This is a genomic window from Micromonospora avicenniae (assembly GCF_900156065.1).
Taxonomy (GTDB): domain Bacteria; phylum Actinomycetota; class Actinomycetes; order Mycobacteriales; family Micromonosporaceae; genus Micromonospora; species Micromonospora avicenniae.
Genome location: NZ_FTNF01000001.1, coordinates 486,935 through 508,048, shown reverse-complemented (window position 1 = coordinate 508,048; position 21,114 = coordinate 486,935). Strand labels below are relative to the sequence as shown.

General features: G+C 73.1%; 23 protein-coding genes and 1 riboswitch. Of the genes, 21 read left to right on the top strand and 2 right to left on the bottom strand.

Translation table 11 applies throughout. The features are described 5' to 3' along the window. The first annotated feature begins 67 nt into the window (after positions 1-67). The 18 genes from BXA10_RS02410 (at position 68) to BXA10_RS02325 (ending at position 12,345) form a co-directional block, all read left to right on the top strand. Entirely contained in the window at positions 68-1,078 is a 1,011-nt protein-coding gene (locus tag BXA10_RS02410) for an ATP-binding cassette domain-containing protein (protein WP_076466984.1), read from the top strand. Next, on the top strand, positions 1,075-2,091 hold the full coding sequence (locus tag BXA10_RS02405) for an ABC transporter permease subunit (protein WP_076467359.1): 1,017 nt from the start codon (positions 1,075-1,077) through the stop codon (positions 2,089-2,091). The genes BXA10_RS02410 and BXA10_RS02405 overlap by 4 nt, the downstream gene beginning before the upstream one ends. A 277-nt stretch (positions 2,092-2,368) precedes the next feature. After that, complete coding sequence (locus BXA10_RS02400; protein ID WP_076466983.1) at positions 2,369-2,809, top strand: DUF3263 domain-containing protein; 441 nt, start codon at positions 2,369-2,371, stop codon at positions 2,807-2,809. 314 nt (positions 2,810-3,123) lie between these two features. After that, positions 3,124-3,801: a hypothetical protein gene (locus tag BXA10_RS02395; protein ID WP_076466980.1), complete on the top strand. Its 678-nt coding sequence runs from the start codon at positions 3,124-3,126 to the stop codon at positions 3,799-3,801. Next, positions 3,798-4,190 carry a phage holin family protein gene (locus BXA10_RS02390; protein ID WP_076466978.1) on the top strand — a complete coding sequence of 131 codons (393 nt, stop codon included), beginning with the start codon at positions 3,798-3,800 and terminating at the stop codon, positions 4,188-4,190. The genes BXA10_RS02395 and BXA10_RS02390 overlap by 4 nt, the downstream gene beginning before the upstream one ends. A gap of 21 nt (positions 4,191-4,211) precedes the next feature. Continuing rightward, a complete protein-coding gene (locus BXA10_RS02385) occupies positions 4,212-4,862 on the top strand; it encodes a DUF3618 domain-containing protein (protein WP_076466977.1) in 651 nt (216 codons plus the stop codon). Next, on the top strand, positions 4,846-5,730 hold the full coding sequence (locus BXA10_RS02380) for a hypothetical protein (protein WP_084752128.1): 885 nt from the start codon (positions 4,846-4,848) through the stop codon (positions 5,728-5,730). Before BXA10_RS02385 ends, BXA10_RS02380 begins: the two co-directional genes overlap by 17 nt. Before the next feature lie 112 nt (positions 5,731-5,842). Further along, the gene (locus BXA10_RS02375; protein ID WP_076466975.1) at positions 5,843-6,352 is read left to right on the top strand and encodes a GNAT family N-acetyltransferase; all 510 of its coding nucleotides are present in this window, start codon (positions 5,843-5,845) and stop codon (positions 6,350-6,352) included. 284 nt (positions 6,353-6,636) lie between these two features. Beyond that, entirely contained in the window at positions 6,637-7,050 is a 414-nt protein-coding gene (locus BXA10_RS02370; protein ID WP_076466974.1) for a hypothetical protein, read from the top strand. Positions 7,051-7,052: 2 nt separating this feature from the next. Continuing rightward, the gene (locus tag BXA10_RS02365) at positions 7,053-8,255 is read left to right on the top strand and encodes an SRPBCC family protein (protein ID WP_076467354.1); all 1,203 of its coding nucleotides are present in this window, start codon (positions 7,053-7,055) and stop codon (positions 8,253-8,255) included. After that, positions 8,252-8,698, top strand: a complete 447-nt coding sequence (gvpJ, locus tag BXA10_RS32665; RefSeq protein ID WP_076466972.1) for a gas vesicle protein GvpJ — start codon at positions 8,252-8,254, stop codon at positions 8,696-8,698. The genes BXA10_RS02365 and gvpJ (BXA10_RS32665) overlap by 4 nt, the downstream gene beginning before the upstream one ends. Beyond that, positions 8,691-9,446 carry a GvpL/GvpF family gas vesicle protein gene (locus BXA10_RS02355; RefSeq protein ID WP_076466971.1) on the top strand — a complete coding sequence of 252 codons (756 nt, stop codon included), beginning with the start codon at positions 8,691-8,693 and terminating at the stop codon, positions 9,444-9,446. Before gvpJ (BXA10_RS32665) ends, BXA10_RS02355 begins: the two co-directional genes overlap by 8 nt. A 3-nt stretch (positions 9,447-9,449) precedes the next feature. After that, complete coding sequence (locus BXA10_RS02350) at positions 9,450-9,899, top strand: gas vesicle protein GvpG (protein WP_076466969.1); 450 nt, start codon at positions 9,450-9,452, stop codon at positions 9,897-9,899. Continuing rightward, positions 9,856-10,203, top strand: a complete 348-nt coding sequence (locus BXA10_RS02345; RefSeq protein ID WP_076466968.1) for a gas vesicle protein GvpO — start codon at positions 9,856-9,858, stop codon at positions 10,201-10,203. Before BXA10_RS02350 ends, BXA10_RS02345 begins: the two co-directional genes overlap by 44 nt. 1 nt (position 10,204) lies before the next feature. Continuing rightward, positions 10,205-10,582, top strand: coding sequence for a gas vesicle protein GvpJ (gene gvpJ / locus BXA10_RS02340; RefSeq protein ID WP_076466966.1), 378 nt, complete (start codon positions 10,205-10,207; stop codon positions 10,580-10,582). Beyond that, positions 10,566-11,600, top strand: coding sequence for a GvpL/GvpF family gas vesicle protein (locus BXA10_RS02335; RefSeq protein ID WP_076466965.1), 1,035 nt, complete (start codon positions 10,566-10,568; stop codon positions 11,598-11,600). The genes gvpJ (BXA10_RS02340) and BXA10_RS02335 overlap by 17 nt, the downstream gene beginning before the upstream one ends. Beyond that, positions 11,594-11,995 carry a gas vesicle protein gene (locus tag BXA10_RS31305; protein ID WP_084752125.1) on the top strand — a complete coding sequence of 134 codons (402 nt, stop codon included), beginning with the start codon at positions 11,594-11,596 and terminating at the stop codon, positions 11,993-11,995. Before BXA10_RS02335 ends, BXA10_RS31305 begins: the two co-directional genes overlap by 7 nt. Continuing rightward, positions 11,992-12,345 (top strand): gas vesicle protein K, encoded by a 354-nt coding sequence (locus tag BXA10_RS02325; RefSeq protein WP_084752122.1) that lies wholly within the window; start codon positions 11,992-11,994, stop codon positions 12,343-12,345. Before BXA10_RS31305 ends, BXA10_RS02325 begins: the two co-directional genes overlap by 4 nt. Before the next feature lie 135 nt (positions 12,346-12,480). On the opposite strand, the gene BXA10_RS02320 is transcribed toward BXA10_RS02325, so the two are convergent. Next, a complete protein-coding gene (locus BXA10_RS02320) occupies positions 12,481-14,787 on the bottom strand; it encodes an AAA family ATPase (protein WP_076466963.1) in 2,307 nt (768 codons plus the stop codon). A gap of 96 nt (positions 14,788-14,883) precedes the next feature. Between BXA10_RS02320 and BXA10_RS02315 the strand changes: the two genes are divergently transcribed. Together BXA10_RS02315 and BXA10_RS02310 are read left to right on the top strand one after the other, a co-directional pair. Then, on the top strand, positions 14,884-17,751 hold the full coding sequence (locus BXA10_RS02315; RefSeq protein WP_076466962.1) for an alpha/beta fold hydrolase: 2,868 nt from the start codon (positions 14,884-14,886) through the stop codon (positions 17,749-17,751). Further along, positions 17,751-18,614: an ABC transporter permease subunit gene (locus tag BXA10_RS02310; protein WP_076466960.1), complete on the top strand. Its 864-nt coding sequence runs from the start codon at positions 17,751-17,753 to the stop codon at positions 18,612-18,614. Before BXA10_RS02315 ends, BXA10_RS02310 begins: the two co-directional genes overlap by 1 nt. A 6-nt stretch (positions 18,615-18,620) precedes the next feature. Here BXA10_RS02310 and BXA10_RS02305 read toward each other — a convergent pair whose 3' ends face one another. Continuing rightward, positions 18,621-19,301 (bottom strand): DUF4232 domain-containing protein, encoded by a 681-nt coding sequence (locus BXA10_RS02305; protein WP_076466959.1) that lies wholly within the window; start codon positions 19,299-19,301, stop codon positions 18,621-18,623. A gap of 377 nt (positions 19,302-19,678) precedes the next feature. After that, positions 19,679-19,812: riboswitch (SAM riboswitch) on the top strand. An 11-nt stretch (positions 19,813-19,823) separates the two neighbouring features. Here BXA10_RS02305 and thrC point away from each other — a divergent pair. Next, entirely contained in the window at positions 19,824-21,110 is a 1,287-nt protein-coding gene (gene thrC, locus BXA10_RS02300; protein WP_076466957.1) for a threonine synthase, read from the top strand. The last annotated feature ends 4 nt before the right edge of the window (positions 21,111-21,114 follow it).

Sequence of the window (21,114 nt, the reverse complement as noted above, 5' to 3'; positions counted from 1 at the left end):
GTATTGCACCGCGATGCATACCGCGTATGGTGTGCGCTGTCACGCCCACCATCGGGGGAGGTGCAGCTTGCCAGCTGTCCTGGAGATCGAAGGTCTACGGAAGACCTACAAGAGCCGCCGGCGCGGCACCCGCAACGCGCTGGACGGCTTCAACATGCGGGTCGAGGCCGGGCAGGTGCACGGCTTCCTCGGCCCGAACGGGTCGGGCAAGACCACGACCCTGCGTACGCTGCTGGGCCTGATCCGGCCCGACGGCGGACGGATGACGATCCTCGGCCACGAGGTACCCGACGCGCTGCCGGTCGTCGCCGGACAGGTCGGCGCCATCGTGGAGAGTCCCCAGTTCTTCCCACACTTCACCGCCCGGGACACGCTGTCCCTGCTGGCGTCCGCCGGTGACGTGCCGTCGAACCGGGTCGACGAGGTGCTGGAACTGGTCGGGCTCCGGGAGCGGGCCGGCGAGCGGGTGAAGACCTACTCGCTCGGCATGAAGCAACGGCTCGCGGTCGCCTCGGCCCTGCTCAAGGATCCGAAGCTGCTGATCCTCGACGAGCCGGCCAACGGCCTCGACCCCGGCGGCATCCGAGAGATGCGTACGCTCACCCGGAACCTCGCCGAATCCGGCATGACGGTGGTGCTGTCCAGCCACATCCTCGGCGAGATCCAACTGATCTGCGACTCCGTCACCATCATCTCGCTGGGCCGCCGGGTCGCGTTCGGGCCGGTCGACGAGGTGCTGGCGCAGCACTCCTCCGGGGCGGTGCGGGTACGCCTGGAGGCCGTGACCGACCTGCCGGCCGCCGCCGACGCGCTCACCCGCTCGGGGATCCGGCTCACCGGGCACGCCGACCACCTGATGCTCGCCGGCGTCGACAAGCCCGCGGTGGTGACCCGGCTCCTCGCCGAGCAGGGGCTCTACGTCAGCGAACTGTCGCCGGTCGCCGTCGACCTGGAGAGCGTCTTCCTCGAACTGACCGCCACCGCGCCCGTACCGGGCCAGCACCGGCAGGTCGACCAGTCCTTGAAGGTCGGTGGCGCGGAGCAGTCCGGCGCCACCGGAGGGGGGTGGGGGGCGTGAGCCTCTACCGTACGGAGCTTCGCCGGCTGACCAAGCGGCGGTTCACCCGGTACATGACGTTGCTCGGCCTGCTGGTGCTCCTCGCCGTTGTGGTCGGGACGTTCCTCACCAACCACAAGCTCGACGCCGGCGCGATCGCCCAGGCCGAGCGGCAGGCCGACCAGCAGTACGAGCAGCAGGTCCGCTGGAGTGAGCAGGAGCGCGCGGCCTGCGAGGCGGCCCAGGCGGCCGGTACGCCGAACGACGGCCGCTACCCCGACGACTGCTCGATGATCAGCGCGCCTCCCCGCGAGTCGATCGAGACCTCGTGGTTCCTGCCGTCCACGTTCGACTTCCGTGAGGCGTTCCCGGAGACCCTGGTGCCGTTCGCCGCGATCCTGGCCCTGGTCGGGTTCGTGATCGGCGCGTCCTTCATCGGCGCCGAGTGGAGCAGCGGCGGGATGATGAATCTCCTGCTGTGGCGCCCCAAGCGGTTGACCGTACTGGCGACCAAGCTCGCGGCGCTGCTCACCGGGATGCTCGCCGTCGCCCTGCCCGCCGCGGTGGCCTGGTTCGCCGGGTTCTGGCTGGTCGCCACGTTCCGCGGCAGCACGGAGAAGGTGACCAGCGGGGTGTGGCAGTCCGCCGGGCTTACCGGACTGCGCGCGCTGCTGCTGGTGCTGGTCGTCAGCACGCTGGGCTTCGCCCTGGCCTCCCTGGGGCGGCACACCGCGATGGCCCTCGGCGGTGTGGTCGCGGTGGCGGTGGTCGGCCAGTTCGGCCTCGGCATCCTGCTGGACATGGCCGGCGTCCGGTTCCCCGAGGCTTGGCTGCTGCCGACGTACGCGCTGGCCTGGATGCAGAAGAAGGTGACGCTGCAGAACTGGGACTCGTGCAACGCCACGGTCTTCGGGGAGTGCAAGCCCGAGACGTTCGACATCACCTGGCAGCACTCGTCGGTGTTGCTGGCGGTGGGCGTCGCGGTGGTCCTCGGGTCGGCCCTCTGGATGATGCGCCGGCGCGACATCTCCTGATTTCGGCCCACGTCTCCGACGTCGATGACGTCGTCGCGACGGCACGGCGGAGCCGTCCATCCGGGAGCACCCCGGTGGGCGGCTCCGCCGTCACCCGCGTTCTTTCGAGCGCTTTCGCCCGGGTGGGGCCCTCGGCGCGGGAGCGAGACCTCGTTGCCGGGTCTGCGGCGGCGTGCGCGAAGGGCGCGGCGGCGGCGGATGCGGGGCGCGTCGGCCCTGGTTAGGCTGGTGTACCCGGTCGGTGTTGCCGTGCCGGCCCGTCCGACCGAGGAGCGACATGCAGCCCGCCGACGCCGCCCCGGCCGCCGCCGAGCCGCCCGCCGACGACAGGGACCACCGGGTGGCGGCCCGGCCGGTTCCACCGCCCCGTTCCGCGCCGGCCGTCGAGGCCGTGCCGGGTGACGAGGTGGTCGAGCCGGCCATTTCCGACGACTCCCTCGAGACGACGGCGGATGCCGGAGGCGGGTCGGTGGCGGACGCGGCGCGCCCGGAACTCACCGAGCGGGAACTCGCCGTCCTCGCCTTCGAACAGCAGTGGTGGCGGCACGCCGGGGCGAAGGAACAGGCGATCCGGGACACCTTCGGGGTTTCCGCGACCCGCTACTACCAACTGCTCAACGGGCTGCTCGACAACCCGGCGGCGCTCGCCGCCGAACCTGTGCTCATCGGCCGGCTGCGCCGGCTGCGCTCCTCCCGCGCCCGTAATCGTCGCGGTTGACCGGATCGGCGGTCAGGTCGCGGCGACCTGGACGGGTTGCCCCGAGAACGGCCCGCTGCGGCCTGCGTCCCAGCTACGCAGCCGGACGGATCCGCCCGGCTGCGTAGCTGTGGTCGAACCCGGCGGGGATGGGTCCGACCGTCCGGTCGCGACCACCGATCGCCCGGCTCGGCGAGCCCTCCATCACCTGGCCGGATCCCTGCCCCCGCGGCGTCGTGGCCGACCGGCGACGAACGAATGTCGCCGGACCCGACGGGTAGGCGGTAGACGTCCCGGGTCCCACCGTGGCTCGGGACAGATGAAGGGAGCGTGTGATGACGGCGATCAACCAGAGCAGACCGCCGGACAGCACCACGGGACAGGCCCGTCAGCAGGCCTCCCGGGTCGGTCACCAGACCGCTCAGGCCGGTAGCCAGGTCGGCCACACCATGGCCGAACAGGGCCGGGAAGTGACCGCGCAGGCGCGGCAGCAGGTGCGGAACCTGGGCGGCGAGGCCACCACGCAGCTGCGTGACCAGGCCATGTCGCAGAAGCACCGGGCCGCCGAGGGGTTGCGCGGGTTGGGGCACGACCTCGACTCGATGGCGGAGGGCAGCCAGTCCCAGCTCGCCGGTGAGGCCGTCCGCCGGGCGGCGGACATGGCACAGCGGGCCGCGGGATGGATCGACGAGAACGAGCCCGCCGATCTGCTGCACGAGGTTCGCGGGTACGCCCGCCGGCATCCCGGCGCGTTCCTGGCCGGCACGGCCGTGGCCGGACTGCTGTTCGGCCGGCTCGCCCGGAACCTGACCTCGTCGGGCAACGGGCGGGGCCCAGGCGGCCAGGCCGGACAGATGGGCCGGCCGATGGAGACCGGTAGGCGGCCGTACGAGCAGCCGGTCACCGCGCCGTACAGCGCCGAGGGACCCTACGCCGGAACGGCACGGGCGCAGAACATCTCGCCCGACGGCCGGCGCCAGGATCCCGGGATCCCCGGCGGGGTGGCACCGTGAGCGCCCCGTTCAAGGAACGCACCCAGTCGGTAGGCGAGCTGCTGGGTGACGTGACCCGCGATATGTCCACCCTGGTCCGCCAGGAGATACAGCTCGCCAAGGTGGAACTGCGCGAGGAGGCCACGCAGGCCGGTAAGGCCGGTGCCATGTTCGGCGTCGCGGCGCTGGCCGGTTTCCTCGTGGTGCTGTTCCTCTCGTACGCGGCCTGGTGGGGTTTGTCCAACGTGATGGACCAGGGTTGGGCCGCACTGATCGTGGCGGGCTTCTGGGCGGTCGTCACCGCCATCACGGCCGTCGTGGGGCGGTCGAAGATGCGCCAGGTCGGTGGGTTGCTACCGCGGACGCAACAGACCGCACGGCAGGTGCCGGACGCGTTGCGCGGCCGATGACCGGCCGGGAGGGAGCAGGTGATGTCGACCGATCCGGATCGGATCCGGCAAGAGATCGAGTACACCCGGCGAGATCTGAGCAGTAGCGTCGACGCGTTGGCCGACAAGGTCAGCCCGCGGCGGATCGCCGGTGACCGCGTCGGGGAGGCACGTGGTGCGCTCACCCGGATGAAGGAGAAGGTGATGGGTACCTCGGCACACATGGGCGATGCGGCCGGACAGCGCATGTCGTCCGCCAGAGGCACAGCGCAACACATGGGCCAGCAGGCCGGCCAGACCGCGTCGTCCGCCGCCGGCTCGGTCCAGCACGTGGGTCAGCAGTCCCGGGAGCAGATGCACGGCAACCCGTTGGCGGCCGGTCTGATCGCCTTCGGCGCGGGCCTGCTGGTGTCCGCCCTGCTTCCGCCGAGCCGTCGCGAACGGCAGCTCGCCGGTCAGGCCAAGGGGATGGTCAGCCAGCAGGTCGGCCAGCACTCGGGTGAACTGCGGGAGCAGGCCAGCATGTTCGGTCACCGGCTCCGCGACAGCATGCGGCAGCCGGCGTCCCAGGCGGCTCGGTCCGTAGGGTCCACCGCCATCAAGGGCGCAGCCGAGATACGCCAGCAGGGCCGGTCGGCCGCCCACCAGATGCGTGGGCAGACGCAAGAGGCCGTCGGTGAGCTCCGCCGTTGAGCCGGTGCGGGCGGTGGGGCGGGCTCCGCTGATGCGGGTCCGCTCCGCCTCCGCTGCGGCACCGGGCCGGGACGTGAACGAGGACGTCGTGTTCCGGTTCGGTCCGCTCGTCGGGGTCCTCGACGGTGCCACCGTCCCCGAGGGCTTCGACACCGGCTGCGTACACGGGCCGGAGTGGTACGTCCGGCACCTGGCCGCCCGGATCGGGCTGGCCGAGGCGGCGCGCCCCACCGCGTCGCTGATGAGCAACCTCGCCGCGGCCATCCTCGCGGTACGCGCCGACCACGACGGCAAGTGCGACCTCGACCATCCCGGTACCCCGTCCAGCACCGTCTGCCTGCTTCGTGAGGGCGGCGACCAGGTGGACTACCTGGTGCTGTGTGACAGCCCCCTGGTGCTGGACGCCGGCGGCCGGGTCAGCGTCGTCTCCGACGACCGGCTGGACCGGGCGATGACCGAGCTGCGCGAAACCGTCGCCATGGTGCCGGCGGGCGCGGCGGCGGACCGGGCGACCCGGTTCCGGCAGGCGGTCGGCCTGCAGCGCGAACGCATGAACCGGACGCACGGTTACTGGGTGGCCGCCGCCGATCCGGACGCGGCGTACCACGCGCTGACCGGCACGGTGCCGCTGCGCGGGCCGGGCGCGTTGCGGCGGGCGGCGCTGCTCAGCGACGGTGCGTCCAGCGCCGTGGAGCAGTTCGGCCTTCTCGACTGGCCGGGTCTGCTCGATCTGGTGGCCGCCGAGGGCCCGGGCGCGTTGATCGACCGGGTCCGGACCGCCGAGCGGGACCTTTCCGACCGGTTGCGCCGGCACAAGCGTGTCGACGACGCCTCTGTGGTGCTCTGCGAGTTCGGTCCGGATCGATAGCGGAGCGTGAGGTGCCTCCGATGCCGTCCGACCGGCCGAACCCTCTCGACGGACCGTCAGTAGCGGCTCAACGGGGTGGACTTATGCCGGTGGGGGCGGCAAACTGCGCGACGTGACGGGTGCGGTCCGGTTGGAGCCGGTGAACGAGCAGAACCTCGAGCCGTTGCTCTCCGTAGCGGCCGCCGAGGCGGAACCGGGCGAGGTGATGCCGCCGGTGGAGGCACCGGCCGGCTGGTCGCTCGCCCGCCGGGACGCCTTCCGCGAATTCCACCGCGCCAGCTTCGCCGGGCTCACCGGCCCGACCCGTACCCAGATGTACGCGATCCTGGCCGGCGGCGAGGTGGTCGGGATGGTCCGGATGACCCGCCGCGACGAGCCCGGCACGGTCGAGACCGGCATGTGGCTGGGCCGGTCGGCGCGCGGCCAGGGACTCGGTGTGGCAGCCCTGCGGGAGTTGCTCAACGAGGCCGCCGCAGCCGGCATGCGTACGGTCGTCGCGGAAACGACTCCGGACAACATCGAGGCATTGAAGGTGCTCGGAAAATGCGGTGCGAAATTGCGTGAGGACGGCGGCAAGGTGCATGCCGAAATCTGCCTGGATTCGACCCCGCCGGCTCTCTGATCCCGTTCTTGCGATAGCTCCGCTAGTGATTGCTCCGCACCCTTGAGCTGCCTCTCCGTGTCTCTCCGTCCGTTTTGACGGTTTACTGCACCGCTTTTCGAATTCGTTTCCCAGGCGCCCGCCGAAATTGCCTGCGCGGTTTCGCGATCTGGCCGTGGGGTACTGCCCGCCGGGTCCGCCAAAACGGGACGCCTGATGAGAGGTCCCGCTCACGTCGATCAGCGGGCCCCTTTCGGCCCCCGAAGGCAGCAGGCGTCCGAACAGCGGGGAGCGAAGGAGAATTGATGAACAGCGGAACAAGAATCGGACTAGCGGTGGGTCTCGGCTACCTGGTCGGTCGCCGCCGCAAACTGCGTACCGCCCTCGCCCTCGCCGCGGCCGTCGCGGCCGGCCGGGCGACGATGCATCCGGGCGGGCTGTTGAAACGGGGCGCCGACCTGTTGAACTCCTCCCCCCACCTGGGCAACCTCGGCCGCCTCGGCGGCCCGCTCGCCGTGGCCGGCAAAGCGGCGGCGACCGCCGCCGCCGGCAGCGGTGTGGACGCGCTCAGCGACAAGCTGCACAGCTCGGCCGACGCGTTGCGCCGCCGCACCGCCTCGGTCACCGGTGCGTCGGCTGGCGGCGAGCAGAAGTCGGAACGTGACGCCGATCCCTCGGCGGACGAGTCCGAGCCCGCCGGCCAGCGGCGGGGGCGGTGAACATGGCACCGAACCCGAGCAGCGGCGGACTGGGCGGCAAGGTTCGCGGCCAACTCGCCGACGAGGTGCGGAACCTGGCCGAAGCGCTCGGTGAGCGGGCCGCGTCCGCGGTCACCGAGAAGGTCACCGGCGCGACGCATCGGCTCAGCGAGTACGCCAAGCAGGGCGGCGGTCCGGGCCTGATCGCGGCCGCCACCGGGGCGCAGCGGATGGCCGCGGGGGATTCCCCGATGAAGGCGATGATCCACGCCGGGATGGCCGGCGGTAAGGAGAAGGTGATGTCGGCGCTCGGCCGGCGTAAGGAGCGCACCGGCGGCGGGAGCCGCAAGATCAAGGTGACGAACATCGTCGAGACGGTCGACGTCGGCGTGCCGGTGCGGGTCGCGTACGACCAGTGGACCCAGTTCGGCGACTTCCCGAGCTTCATGAAGAAGGTCGAGAACGTCGACACCGAGTCCGACGAGAAGCTCATGTGGAAGGCACAGGTCTTCTGGTCGCACCGGACGTGGGAGTCGACCATCGTCCGGCAGGTCCCGGACCGGCTCATCCACTGGCGCTCGAAGGGTGAGAAGGGCTCGGTCGACGGGACGGTGAGCTTCCACGAGCTGACTCCCGACCTGACCCGCATCCTCGTCGTGCTCGAGTACCACCCGCAGGGGCTCTTCGAACACACCGGGAACCTGTGGCGCGCCCAGGGACGCCGCGTGCGGCTGGAGCTGAAGCACTTCGTCCGGCACGTGATGACGCGGACCGTGCTCGACCCGGACTCGGTGTCGGGCTGGCGCGGCGAGATCCGGGACTCCCAGGTGGTCAAGGACCACGACGCGGCCGTCCGCGAGGAGCAGGAACACGAGCAGCGGATCGAGGAGGGGCAGGAGCAGCCGGAAGAGGAGCACGCCGAGGAGCGGCCACGCCGTGCCCGCCCCGCGGCGGGGGCACGTCGCCGGCCGGCGCGGCGTCGTCCGGCCGATGAAGAGTACGAGGACGAGTACGAAGACGAGTACGACGAGGACCACGAGGAGTACGAGGACGAACCGGAGGAGCCCGAGCCGCCGCGACCGGTGCGCCGGCGCGCGCCGCAACGAGTCCGCCGGACGCGTCCGCCTGAGGAGCCGGAGCCCGGTGCGGAGCCACGCCCCCGACGCGCGCCCACGCCGCCCCGCCGCCCCGCGGTCCGTCGTCGACGGGAGGTGTCGGACGAATGACTGTCGCGACAACTGACGGCCAGTCCGGTAGCGCGCTGCAGCGGAGCGGATCGTCGTCGAGCCTGGCGGACGTCGTGGAGACCGTGCTCGACAAGGGCGTGGTGATCGACGCCCAGGTCTCCGTCGCCGTGGTCGGCATCCAACTGTTGGAGATCAACGCCCGGGTGGTGGTGGCGAGCGTCGAGACGTACCTGCGGTTCGCGCAGGCGGTGGACCGGCTCGACATCACTCCGCGCAACCAGAAGGGGCTGCCCGACCTGGTCGAGGGGGCCTCCGGAGCGGTCGGTGCCGGCAAGGCGGCCGCCGGACTGAGCAGGACCGTCGGGAAGATCGGCGGTGCGGTCCGCGAGGCGGTCGGCGAGCTCGGCCCGGACCGGGATCGGGACCACGACCGTGAGCGGCCCCGGCGTCGCCGCCGCGACGAGGAGTACGACGATGAGTGATCAGCGCGGACTGTTCATCTACGGCATCGTGCCGTCCGACGTGGAGCCGTCGCCGGACGTGCCGGGCGTCGGCGACCCGCCGGGCTCGGTGACAGTGGTGCGGCACGGCCCGGTAGCGGTACTGGTGAGCGAGGTGGCACCGGACGCGGCGCTCGGCCGCCCGGCGGACCTCACGACGTACCAGATGCTGCTGGACGGGACGGCCGCGGTGGCCCCGGTGCTGCCGGTCCGCTTCGGCACGGTGGTCGCCGGGCCCGACGCGGCCATCGAGCTGCTCGACGCGCACGCCGACCGGTTCGCCGCGGTCCTCGACGAGTTCGAGGGGCGGATCCAGTACGTCGTGCACGGCCGCTACGAGGAATCGGCGCTGATCCGGCGGGTGCTGGACGACAATCCGGCCGCCGCGGAGCTGGCCGACCAGGTGCGCGGGCGACCGGAGGAGGTGACCCGGGAGCAGCGGATCCGGCTCGGTGAGTTCATCGGCAGGGCGGTGGAGCTGCGGCGGGAGGCGGAGAGCCGGCAACTGATCGACCTGCTCGCAACGCTGGCGGTGTCGACCGCCAACCGGCCGCCGAGCCACGAGCTGGACGCGGTGAACGTGGCGTTCCTCGTCGACGCCGACCGGGAGGACGAATTCGTCGACGCCGTCGAGGAGTTCGCCGAGCAGCGGCGGGACCTGGTCCGGATGCGGTTGCTCGGCCCGCTCGCCCCGTACGACTTCGCGAGCGCGCACCAGGTGACGGGGTGAGGTGTGGACATCCTCTGGACGCTGCTGACCCTGCCGTACGCGCCGATGCGTGGCCTGACCGCGGTGGTGAAGGTGATCGCCCGGGAGGCGGAGGCACAGCGGTACGACCCGGCCAACATCCGGCGGGAGCTGGAGGAACTGGACGCGGCCGTCGCCACCGGTGAGCTGAGCCCGGCCGAACGGGACGTGCGGCAGCAACAGGTCCTGGAGCGGCTCACCGGCGGAGGCCCCGCCCCGTTCCCCGCCGGCCGGCGCGAATCCGCGCCGGCCCGGCGGGCGGGCGGGCCCCGGCGCGACGCGCCCGTCGTGCGGCGGAGCGGGTCGCGGCGCGGCGGTCCCCGGCCGGTCGCCGAGCGGGCGCGGCGGACGGACGCGGAGCGGCGGCGAGACGGCGGAGGAGGTGTACGAGATGGAGCGGATTCGTGGCGACGGCGGCCGAACCCGCCGGCGTGAGCCGGAACCGGAGGACGAGTGGGTCGGCGACGAGGAGTACGTCGAGCCGCTGTCGGCCGCCGAGGCCGCCCGCGAGGGGCTGCGGCAGGTCGTGGAGCTGACCGGCCGGGAACCGGTGGGGACCACGTCGTTGAAGGCGGTGCGGGACGGCTGGCTGGTCGGGGTGGAGGTGATCGAGGATCGCCGCATCCCCGCGTCGACGGACCTGCTCGGCCTCTACGAGGTGGAGCTCGACATCGACGGCACCCTGCTCGGCTACCGCCGGGTGCGGCGCTACCAGCGGGGGAAGGGCGAGGTGGGCTGAGATGAGCAGTACGCCATCGGTGGTGCAGAACTCCGGCCAGGTCCTGCCGGCCGGGCACGAGCCGGCCAACCTCGGCGACATCCTCGAGCGGGTCCTCGACCGGGGCATCGTGATCGCCGGCGACATCCGGGTCAGCCTGCTCGACATCGAGTTGCTGACGCTGAAGCTGCGGCTGGTCATCGCCTCGGTCGACACCGCGCGCCAGATCGGCATCGACTGGTGGGAACACGACCCCTGGCTCAGCTCGCGGGCCCGCCCGCCCGTCGAGCCGGGCCCACGTGATCCCGAAGAGGTGGAGGCCGAACGCCGGCCCCGGGCCGCGGCCCGGGCCCGGCGGCGGGGGGTCCGACGGGAGGAGTGGGATGAGCTCGACGGTTGATTCCCGATCCGGTGCCGCGGGCGCCGGCCGCTGGTTGCACGGCGTCGTCCGGGAGGCGGATCTGGGGTTGCTGAGCACGGTGCCGGGGATGACGGGCGAACCGGTCCGCCCGGTCCGCGCCGACGGTCTGGTGGCGGTGGTGAGCACCGTGCCGCTGACCGAGTACGGCGAGGAGGCGCTGCGTCGCAACCTGGAGGACCTCGGCTGGCTGGAACAGGCGGCCCGGGCGCACCACCGGGTGGTCGACGCGCTGGCCGGAACCGGAGCCGTCGTACCGGCCCGGCTGGCGACCGTGCACCGCGACGACGACGCGGTCACCGCGTCGCTCACCGGCCGGCGCAGCGAACTGGTCGCCCTGCTCGACGGCCTCGCCGGCCGCGGTGAGTGGGGCGTCAAGGGGTACCTGGTGCCGGGCGTCGCGTCCCGGGCCGCGGAGACCGCCGGGCCGGGCGGGGTCGGTACGGCGTACCTGCGGCGGCGGCGGGCTCAGCTCGCTGCCCGGGAGGACGCGCAGCGGGACGCCGCACACGTCGCCGCGACCGTGCACGAGGCGCTCGCGCGGCGTGCGGTGGTCGCCCGACGGCATCCGCCGCAGGACCGGCGGCTCTCGGGTGTGGCGGCCACCATGGCGCTCAACGGTGCGTACCTCGTGGACGTCGGAGCGCAGGCCGATTTCGCCCGGCTGGTGGAGGCGCTCGCCGAGCGCCATCCGGAGCTGCGGCTGGAACTCACCGGCCCGTGGCCGCCGTACTCCTTCGTGACGGAACGGCCGGTGGCGGCCGGCGACGACGCGCCGCTCGGTGATGTGGACGCGCCCGCCGTGCTCCGCGAGCCGGCACCGGCGGGCGAGTCGACGTCGGAGGCCGCGTCGGACCGCGATGCGGCGGTGGTTCGGGAGTCGCCGTCGGACCTCGACGCGGCGGTGGTTCGGAAGTCGCCGTCGGACCTCGACGCGGCGGTGGTTCGGGAGTCGGCGTCGGACCCGGGCGCCGCTGTGGTTCGGGGGCCGGCATGGTGACCACCTCGCTCGCGCCGAACAGTGCCGACGACCCCCTGGCGTACCGGCCGGTCGCCCTGGTCGACCTGCTGGACCGGGTCCTGGCCACCGGTGTGGTGGTGAGTGGTGACATCACCCTCGCCATCGCCGACGTGGATCTGGTCCGCATCTCGTTGCGTGCCCTGATCGCGTCGGTCGGTGCGCTCGCCCCGCCCGAGCCGGCCGCGTGGCCGCCCGCCGACACGGGCGCCGGAATCGCCGCCTCCGACGCCGCCGGTCTGGCGCCTGGGGCCGCTGCTGCTGGTGCCGCCGGTCTGGCGCCTGGGGCCGCTGCTGCTGGTGCCGCCGGTCTGGTGCCTGGGGCCGCCTCCGGCCGCGGGGCCGACGTCGGCGATGTGTTCGGGGCCGGGGAATGACCGGGCGCGACGAGGCGGCCGAACTGGCCGCCGCACTGGACGCGCCACAGTGGCGACCGCCCCGGGTGACCCCGCTGGACCGGCGACTCGCCGTGGACCGGGACTCCGTCGAGCGGGGACTGGCCAGCCTCGTGCTCACCGTGATCGAGCTGCTCCGGCAGCTGATGGAGCGGCAGGCGCTGCGCCGGGTGGAGCTGGGCGATCTCGACGAGGAGCAGATCGAGCGGATCGGGGTGACGCTGATGGCGCTGGAGGAGCAGATGGTCGGCCTGCGCGAGCACTTCGGCCTGGCCCCCGAGGACCTGAACCTCGACCTGGGCCCCCTCGGCCCCCTCCTCCCCACCGACTAACCCCCTGCCCCCCCACCCCCTGACCGCCCCCACCCCCTGACCGCCCCCACCCCCTGACCGGTTGATCAAGAGGTTTGCGTCAAGTTCCTGCCCGAACTTGACGCAAACCTCTTGATCAACCGGTCAGGGTTGGGGTCAGGAGTGGGTTTTGGCGTAGGTGGAGAGGCGGGCTACCTGGGTGGGGTCCAGGGAGGGGCGGACCCGCCTCCGGGCGGCCGCGACGTGCGCGGCGGTGACCGTGGAGGCGCTCAACGACTCCCGCATCGCGGCCAGCGCCGCCTCGCGTACCAGCGCCGCGCAGTCCGCCGCCGAGAACCCGTCCAACTCGTCGGCGAGCGCGGCGAGGTCCACGTCCGGTGCGAGGGGGACGTTGCGGGCGGCGGCGCGCAGGATCTCCTTCCGGGCCGGCCCGTCCGGTGGTGGCACGTAGACCAGGCGCTCCAGCCGGCCGGGGCGTAGCAGCGCCGGGTCGATCAGGTCGGGCCGGTTGGTCGCGCCCACCACCACCACGTTGCGCAGCGTCTCCACCCCGTCCAGTTCGGTGAGGAGAGCGGCCACCACGCGGTCGGTCGTACCGCCGTCGCTGGCCTGCCCGCGGACCGGGGCGAGCGCGTCCACCTCGTCGAGGAAGATCAGGGTCGGCGCGGCCTCGCGGGCCCGCCGGAACAGTTCGCGGACCGCCCGTTCGCTCTCGCCGACCCACTTGGAGAGCAGTTCGGCACCCTTCACCGAGAGCACGTTCGCGCGGCCCGATCCGGCCAGCGCGGTCACCAGGTACGTCTTGCCGCAGCCCGGCGGGCCGTAGAGCAGCACGCCGCGTGGCGGCTGCACGCCGAGCCGGGCGAACGTGTCCGGGTACGTCAGCGGCCAGAGCACCGACTCGGTGAGCATCTGCTTCACCTCGACCAGGTCGCCCACGTCGTCGAGCGTCACGGTGGCCAGCTCCAGGGTGGACGCGGCCATCGTGGTCGGCCGGACCACCTCCAACGCGGCGACGAAGTCCGCCATCGCCACCGTCGGCGTCTGGGCCGACTTCTGCCGTAGTGCCGCCCGCACGCCGGCCTCGCGGACCAGCGCGGCCAGGTCGGCGGCGACGAACCCGGGGGTCCGGCCGGCGATCTCGTCCAGCCGGACGTCGTCGGCGAGGGGCACCTGGCGGGTGAGCACGGTGAGTTGCTCCCGGCGCAACGCCGGATCGGGCAGTGGGATGCCGATCCGCAGGGAGAGCAGGTCCGGGGCGCGCAGCGCCGGGTCGACCGCCTCCGGGCGGCCGGTGGTGCAGACGACCGCCGACCCGGCCCGTACCGTCTCGGCGAGCACCTGGCGGAACACGGTGGCCACCGGGCCGGGTTCGTCGGCCGGGGCGAGTGCCTCCACGTCGGTGATCAGCAGCACGGCCGGCCCGTCGGCCCGGACCGCGGCTCCGGCGGCGCGCAGCCGCTCGGCGGCGGCCTGGTTGGTCAGTGCGGCGACCTCGGGTGCCCAGAGCGGGAAGACCCGGGCCCCGACCTGCGCCGCCACCGCGTGGACCAGCGCCGACTTGCCCGAGCCGGCCGGGCCGCTGACCAGGACGCCGAGCGACACGTCGGTGCCCAGCTGGTTCAGCACCTCCCGGTGGTGGAAGCCGAGGTCGAGCAGCTCGGTCAGCTCCTCGGCCTGAGCGCGCAGCCCGGGCAGCTCGTCGACCGTCGGTGCGTCGGCCGGTGCCACCGCCTCGACCTGGCGGGCGTCGCCGGCCGGCTCACCCGCGGCCCGTACGTCGACGGCGTGCGCCGTCGACGCGCCGCCCGCGCCCGGCCCGCCCGGCGCGACGCCACCGGTGGCCGCGCGGCCGCCGGGCGCTCCGACGGCCGCGGAGCCGTGGGTGACCGGCCCGTGTTCCCAGCCGACCAGGGTCTCCATGGTCACCAGCGCGCTGTCGGCCGGCTCGGTGCCGACCACGGTGAGCAGCGTGCTGGTCCACGCGTAGCCGACGGTGTTGGCCAGGCTGTGCCGGGCCGCGGCGACCAGGCTGCGGACCGAGGCGTCCGGCAGCACGTCCTGGGGCAGCAGCGACACGTCGTCCCCGGCGGTGACCATCTTGCCGAGCAGCGCCAGGCGGAGCATCTCGGGGCTCACCGCGGCGACGATCTCCACCGGCCCGGCCAGGGTGACCCGGCTGGCGGCGGTCACCGGGAGCGGGGTCACCGTCACCTGGCCGCCGTCGCGGATCCCGAGGTTTCCCAGCGTCAGGTCGTCGGCGTAGAGCAGGGATCTGCTCACGTCCGCGGCTGCCGCCGCCACGATCCCTGCCGTGATCCGCCGGCCGGCGAGCCGGACCGGGGAGCCCGGGCGCAGGTCCAGCGCCGTCAGGATCTCCGGGTGCAGCCGTACGATGCCGCGCCGCGCGTCCAGTGCCGCCGGGCGCAGACTCGCGGTCAGGATCAGGTCAGGTTGCGCCATCGCCCGACCCTAGCCGCCACGGGCAGCCGGCGTCGGCTGCGACGGGGTACGGAGATCTCAGCCAACCCTCAGGGATCGGCCCGTACCGTGTGCCGCATGACATCGCGGTTGTCGATCCCTCGGATCCGGCGTGCCCTTCCCACCGGTCGTCGGGCGATCGTCGCGGCGGTGGTCGCCGTGCTGCTGGCCGTCGCCGTCGGCTGGGCGGTCCGGCCGCGCGACCCCGAGGTGCGTACCGAGGCCGCCATGCTGACCGTGCGGTCCGGACCGGACGGGCAGCAGCCGGTCGACCTGGACACCACGTTCTACCTGCCCGAGGACGCCTCGGCCCGGCACAAGGTGCCCGCGGTGCTGCTGGCGCACGGCTTCGGCGGCACCAAGGAGTCGGTACGCGACGACGCCGAGGAGTTCGCCGAGCGTGGGTACGCCGTACTCACCTGGACGGCGCGCGGCTTCGGTCGCAGCGGTGGCGAGATCCACCTGGACAGCCCCGACTACGAGGTACGCGACGCGCAGCGGCTGCTGGACTGGCTCGCCGCCCGTCCGGAGGTCCGCACCGACGCGACCGGGGATCCCCGGGTCGGCGTGGTCGGCGGCTCGTACGGCGGCGCGCTCGCCCTGCTGCTCGCCGCACAGGACCGACGGGTGGACGGGATCGTCCCGATGATCACCTGGAACGACCTGGCTCGGAGCCTCCTGCCGGACAGCGCGGGCGGATCCGCCACGGCGGGCGTGTTCAAGAAGGGCTGGGCGGGCCTCTTCTTCGGTGGTGGCGGCAGCGTCGGCTCGGGGCCGGCCGGGTTCTCCGGCAACATCGCGGCCCAGCCGCAGGGGGCGCCCGCGTCGGCCGGGCCGCCCAGCCCCGACCCCGGTGCGGGTCCGGGCAGCGGCCCGGGGCACGCCCCGGGTGCCGCGGCCGACCCGTCCTGCGGGCGGTTCGCGGCCGACGTCTGCGCCGCGTACCTGCGGATGGCCACCTCCGGCCGGGCCGACCAGGCGGCGGTGGACCTGCTGCACCGGTCCAGCCCGGCCGGGGTGCTGGACCGGATCACCGCCCCCACCCTGCTCGTGCAGGGCGAGGCGGACAGCCTCTTCCCGCTCGCTGAGGCGGACGCCAACGCCCGAGGGCTCGCGGCCAACGGCATCCCCGTCCGGGTGGCCTGGTTCACCGGCGGGCACGACGGCGGTGACGGGCCGAAGACGGACTCCGACCGGGTGCGCTTCCTGACCCTCCAGTGGCTGGACCACTACGTGCGGGGTGCGGGCGAGGCGCCCGGGAACGACTTCACCTGGTCCCGGATCGCCGGCTTCGATGCGCTGGACCGTGGCCTGGTCGCCACCGGCTACCGCACCACCGACTACCCCGGCACGGGCGGGCAGCGTCGTACCGAGGTGGCGCTGACCGGCCCCGAGCAGCGGATCGCCAACCCGCCGAACGGCAATCCGGCCGCCATCTCCTCGGTGCCCTTCGCGGGCGGTCTCTCCGCCCTGCTGGACGGGGTGGCCGGGGACGTGCCGGGTCAGCACGCCCGGTTCGAGTCGGCGCCGCTGGCCGAGGCGGTGGACGTGGTCGGTGCGCCGACGGTCTCGATCCGGGCCGCGTCTCCGACCGGTGAGGCGGTGCTCTTCGTGAAGCTCTACGACGTGGACCCGAACGGCGCAGCCACCCTGCCCAACGGGTTGATCGCCCCGGTCCGGCTCACCGGCCTGCCGGAGCGGGTCGCCGAAGCCCGCCCGGTCACCGTGACCCTGCCGGCGATCGTCCGCCGGTTCGAGGCCGGGCACCGGCTCCGGGTGGTGGTCGCGACGTCCGACCAGGCGTACGCGAGCCCGGCGGAGCCGAACGTCTACACGGTCGCGGCGGGCGACGCGCCGCTCGCCCTTCCCGAAGTGGCGGGCGACCCGATCCCGACGGCGGCCACCATCTGGCGCTGGGTGCTGGTCGGGCTGCTGGCCGCGATCGTGGTCGGGCTCGTCGTGGTCGTCGCCTTGGTGCGCCGCCGGCAGCGCCACCACGACAGCTCGGTGCATCCGGAGTACGCGCAGGTGCCGCTCGCCGTACGCCAACTGCGCAAGGAGTACGCGGACGGCTTCGTCGCCGTGTCCAACGTGGACTTCGAGGTGCGCCCCGGCCAGGTGGTCGGCCTGCTCGGGCCGAACGGCGCCGGCAAGACCACCACCCTGCGGGTGCTGATGGGGCTCACCCAGCCGACGGCGGGCGAGATCTACGTGTTCGGCCACCGGCTGGTGCCCGGTTCCCCGGTGCTCTCGCGGATCGGCGCGCTGGTCGAGGGGCCCGGTTTCCTGCCGCACCTGTCCGGCCTGGAGAACCTGCGGGCGTACTGGCGGGCGACCGGGCGCCCGGAGTCGGACGCGCACTTCGACCAGGCGCTGGAGATCGCCGGCCTCGGCGACTCCGTGCACCGCAGGATCAAGACGTACAGCCACGGGATGCGGCAGCGGCTCGCCATCGCGCAGGCCATGCTCGGCCTGCCCGAGCTGCTGGTGCTCGACGAGCCGACCGACGGGTTGGACCCGCCGCAGATCGCCGAGATGCGCCGGGTGCTCCAGCGCTACGCCACGGACGGCCGGGCGGTGCTGGTCTCCAGCCACCTGCTCGCCGAGGTCGAGCAGACCTGTACGCACGCCGTGGTGGTCAACAAGGGCCGGATCGTGGCGTCCGGCCCGGTCGAGGAGATCGTCGGCGAGTCACCCAGCGTGCTGATCGACGTGACCGATCCGGCCGCGGCGCGGGCCGTCCTGGACCGCCTCGACGGGGTCCGGGTACTGCCCGAGAGCGACGGGCAACTGGTGGTGGACACCAACGGCACCGCGCGTAGCGACGTGGTGGCGGAGCTGGTGCGGGCCGGCATCGGAGTGGACCGGGTGGTGCCTCGGCGCCGCCTGGAGGACGCGTTCCTCGCCCTCGTGGGGGAGAGTTCGCGGGGAAGCGGGGACCGCTGATGAGTACGTCCACGGTGGGGGCCGCCCCCGGCTACCGGCCTTCGGCCACACTGCCGTTCGTCGCGGAGTTCCGCCGCCAGGCGGCCCGACGGCGTACCCAGCTGGCGCTCGGGTTCATGGTGCTGCTGCCGCTGATCATCCTGATCGCGTTCCAGTTCGACTCCGGCGACGACGACAACGGTGGGGGCGAGTTCGCCAGCCTCGTCTCGTTCGCCACCTCGGGCGGGCTGAACTTCACGCTCTTCACCATCTTCGTCTCGGCGTCGTTCCTGCTGGTCGTGGTGGTGGCGCTCTTCTTCGGCGACACGGTGGCCAGCGAGGCGAGCTGGGGAAGCCTGCGGTACCTGCTCGCCGTGCCGGTGCCGCGCGCCCGGCTGCTCACGGTGAAGCTGCTGGTCGCGGCCGCCTACTCGGGGTTGGCGCTGCTGCTGCTCGCCGGCACCGCCCTTGCCGCCGGCACACTCCGCTACGGCTGGTCGCCGCTGCGCAGCATGGTCGCGGCGGAACTGCCGCCGGGGCAGGGGCTGCTGCGGCTGCTGGCGGTGCTCGGCTACCTGGCCGTCGTACTGCTGGTGGTGGCCGGCCTGGCGTTCCTGCTGTCGGTGAGCACGGACGCCGCGCTCGGCGCGGTCGGCGGCGCAGTGCTGCTCTGGATCCTCTCCAGCATCCTGGACCAGATCACCGCGCTCGGCGGGCTGCGTGCCTTCCTGCCGACCCACTTCAGCACCGCGTGGCTCGGGTTGCTCTCCACGCCGGTACAGACGGACGACGTGGTACGCGGCGCCGTCTCGTCGATCAGCTACGCGACGCTGTTCTGGGCGCTGGCGTACTGGCGTTTCACGCGCAAGGACGTCACCTCGTAGCGGCGCTCACAGCCGGCTGTCCGGGGTCACCGCCATCGAGGGAGCGCCGCTGGGCTGTGACGGCGCCGGCGGTGCGGCGGGAGTCGTCGGCTCCGCCTCCTTCCAGGCGCTGACGCCGATCCGGCCGGTGTTGCCCAGATCGATCGGGCCGTCCGGGTCGACGGCCTGGGCGGGCCGGCCGGCGTCCGGCGCGACGTCCAGGTACGCGCCGGTGGTCGCCTCGACCGTCGTCTCGGTGACCGTGTTGCGCCAGAGCACGGCGGCAGTGGCCCGACCGCCGGGGCTCAGCGTGATCGGAACGGGCGGGGCGTCGAACCCGCTGGTGATCTCCTTGGCGCCCTTGATCACCGTGACCCGGATCTGCTGGTGCTGTTCGTCCTGCACGGTGAGCGCGGGGTAGCCGTTGAGCCGGTACGGAGCGGTGCCGCAGTTGATCAGCTCCAGGCCGAGCGCGCGCAGGCCCATGGCGGCGTCCGAGCCGGTCGACCGGATGAGCACACCCGACTCCGGGCACGCGCCGGTCGGATCGTCGCCGGGCGCGGTGGGCCCTGCCCCGGGCCTCTCGCCTGCCGAAGGACTGTCTCCGGCCGTACCGGCGTGGTCGGCGGTGCAGGCACCGAGCAGCAGGGCGCCGGCGAGCGGCAATCCGGTGAGCAGGAGCTGCCGGCGGGCCTGTCGAGGCGTCATTGGGGCATCCTTTCACCGAGTTCGACTCACCTCCGTCTCGGGCGAGAGCGGGCGGCACGCCGATGGCTCGCGCGAACGGTGTGATGACACGCCTGGACGTGAGCGCCCCCGTCCGAATGACTGGGGGTCGCGCGCTGTCGAGCTGCCCCAGAAATGGGGCGCGGCTCCACACCCGCGAGCTGCCGCAGCCAGCGCCGGCGCCGGGCATGTCCAGCTGGATTCTCCTTCAGCCTCGCGGGCCGTGGGTCCGGGGCGGCTCGGGGAGGCGACCCTGCCCGGTCCGCTGGACCGTCCGGTTCCTCTCCGCCCGTTCACAACGTGGGAACCCCGCTGGGGCCGTCCCCGGCCGACGCCTAGACTCGGCCGTACAACTGAACACCTCATCCAGAGGGGCTTAGGGATACGGCCCGATGACGCCCCGGCAACCACCCCACGCGCTCACCGTCGAGCGCCGGCGGGCAGGTGCCAATTCCGTCCCCGCCGCAGAGTGCGATGCGGGGGAAGATGAGAGGAATTCTCGACATGACGTCGACGATCGCTCCGTCCGGCATCGACACCACCGCCAGCCCCGCCCGCGCCCTGGTCTGCCGTGCCTGTCAGGCCCGCTACCCGCTCGCCGCGCAGCACGCCTGCTACGAGTGTTTCGGCCCGCTCGAGGTCGACTACGACGCCGCCGCGCTGGCCACCGTGACCCGGGAGCAGATCGAGGCCGGCCCGCGCAACCTCTGGCGGTACGCGGCGCTGCTTCCCGCCGGCCAGGATCCGGCCACCCGGGTCACCCTCGACCCCGGCCTCACCCCGCTGGTCGCCGCCCCGAACCTCGCTGCGGAGCTGGGCATCACGGCCCCGCTCTGGGTCAAGGACGACAGCGCCAACCCGACCCACTCGTTCAAGGACCGGGTCGTCTCCGTGGCGCTGACCGCCGCCCGGGCGCTCGGCTTCACCCGCTTCGCCTGTGCGTCGACCGGCAACCTCGCGAACTCGGTCGCCGCCCACGCCGCCCGGGCGGGCGCGCCGTCGGTGGTGTTCATCCCGAGCGACCTGGAGCAGGGCAAGGTCGTCACGACCGCCGTCTACGGGGGTGAGCTCGTCGCCATCGACGGCTCGTACGACGACGTGAACCGGCTTTGCGGCGAACTGGTGGAGACCGACGAGTTCGAGGACACCGCGTTCGTCAACGTCAACGTCCGTCCGTACTACGCCGAGGGGTCGAAGACGCTCGGTTACGAGGTGGCGGAGCAGCTCGGCTGGCGGATCCCGGCGCAGGTGGTGATCCCGATGGCCTCCGGCGAACTGCTCACGAAGATCGACAAGGCGTTCACCGAGCTGATCGAGATCGGACTGGTCGAGGCGCCGGCCGGTGGTTGGAAGGTCTTCGGCGCGCAGTCGGCCGGCTGCAATCCGATCGCCACCGCGCTGCACCGCGGCAGCGACGAGATCGTCCCGGTCAAGCCGACCGGCATCGCCAAGTCGCTGAACATCGGCGACCCGGCGGCCGGCCTCTACGCCCTGGAGGCGGTCCGTCGCACCGGTGGCTGGATGGAGTACGCCGACGACGACGAGATCCGCGCCGCCATCCGCCTGCTGGCCCGCACCACCGGCGTCTTCGCCGAGACCGCCGGCGGCGTCACGGTGGCGGTGCTGCGCAAGCTCGTCGAGTCCGGCAAGCTCGACCCGGCCGCCGAGACGGTCGTGTTCAACACGGGCGAGGGGTTGAAGACGATCGACGCCGTCGCCGGCCAGGTAGGCCCCACCCACCACATCCGTCCGTCGCTGCGCGCCGCGCGCGACGCCGGTCTACTCGGCTGACCGG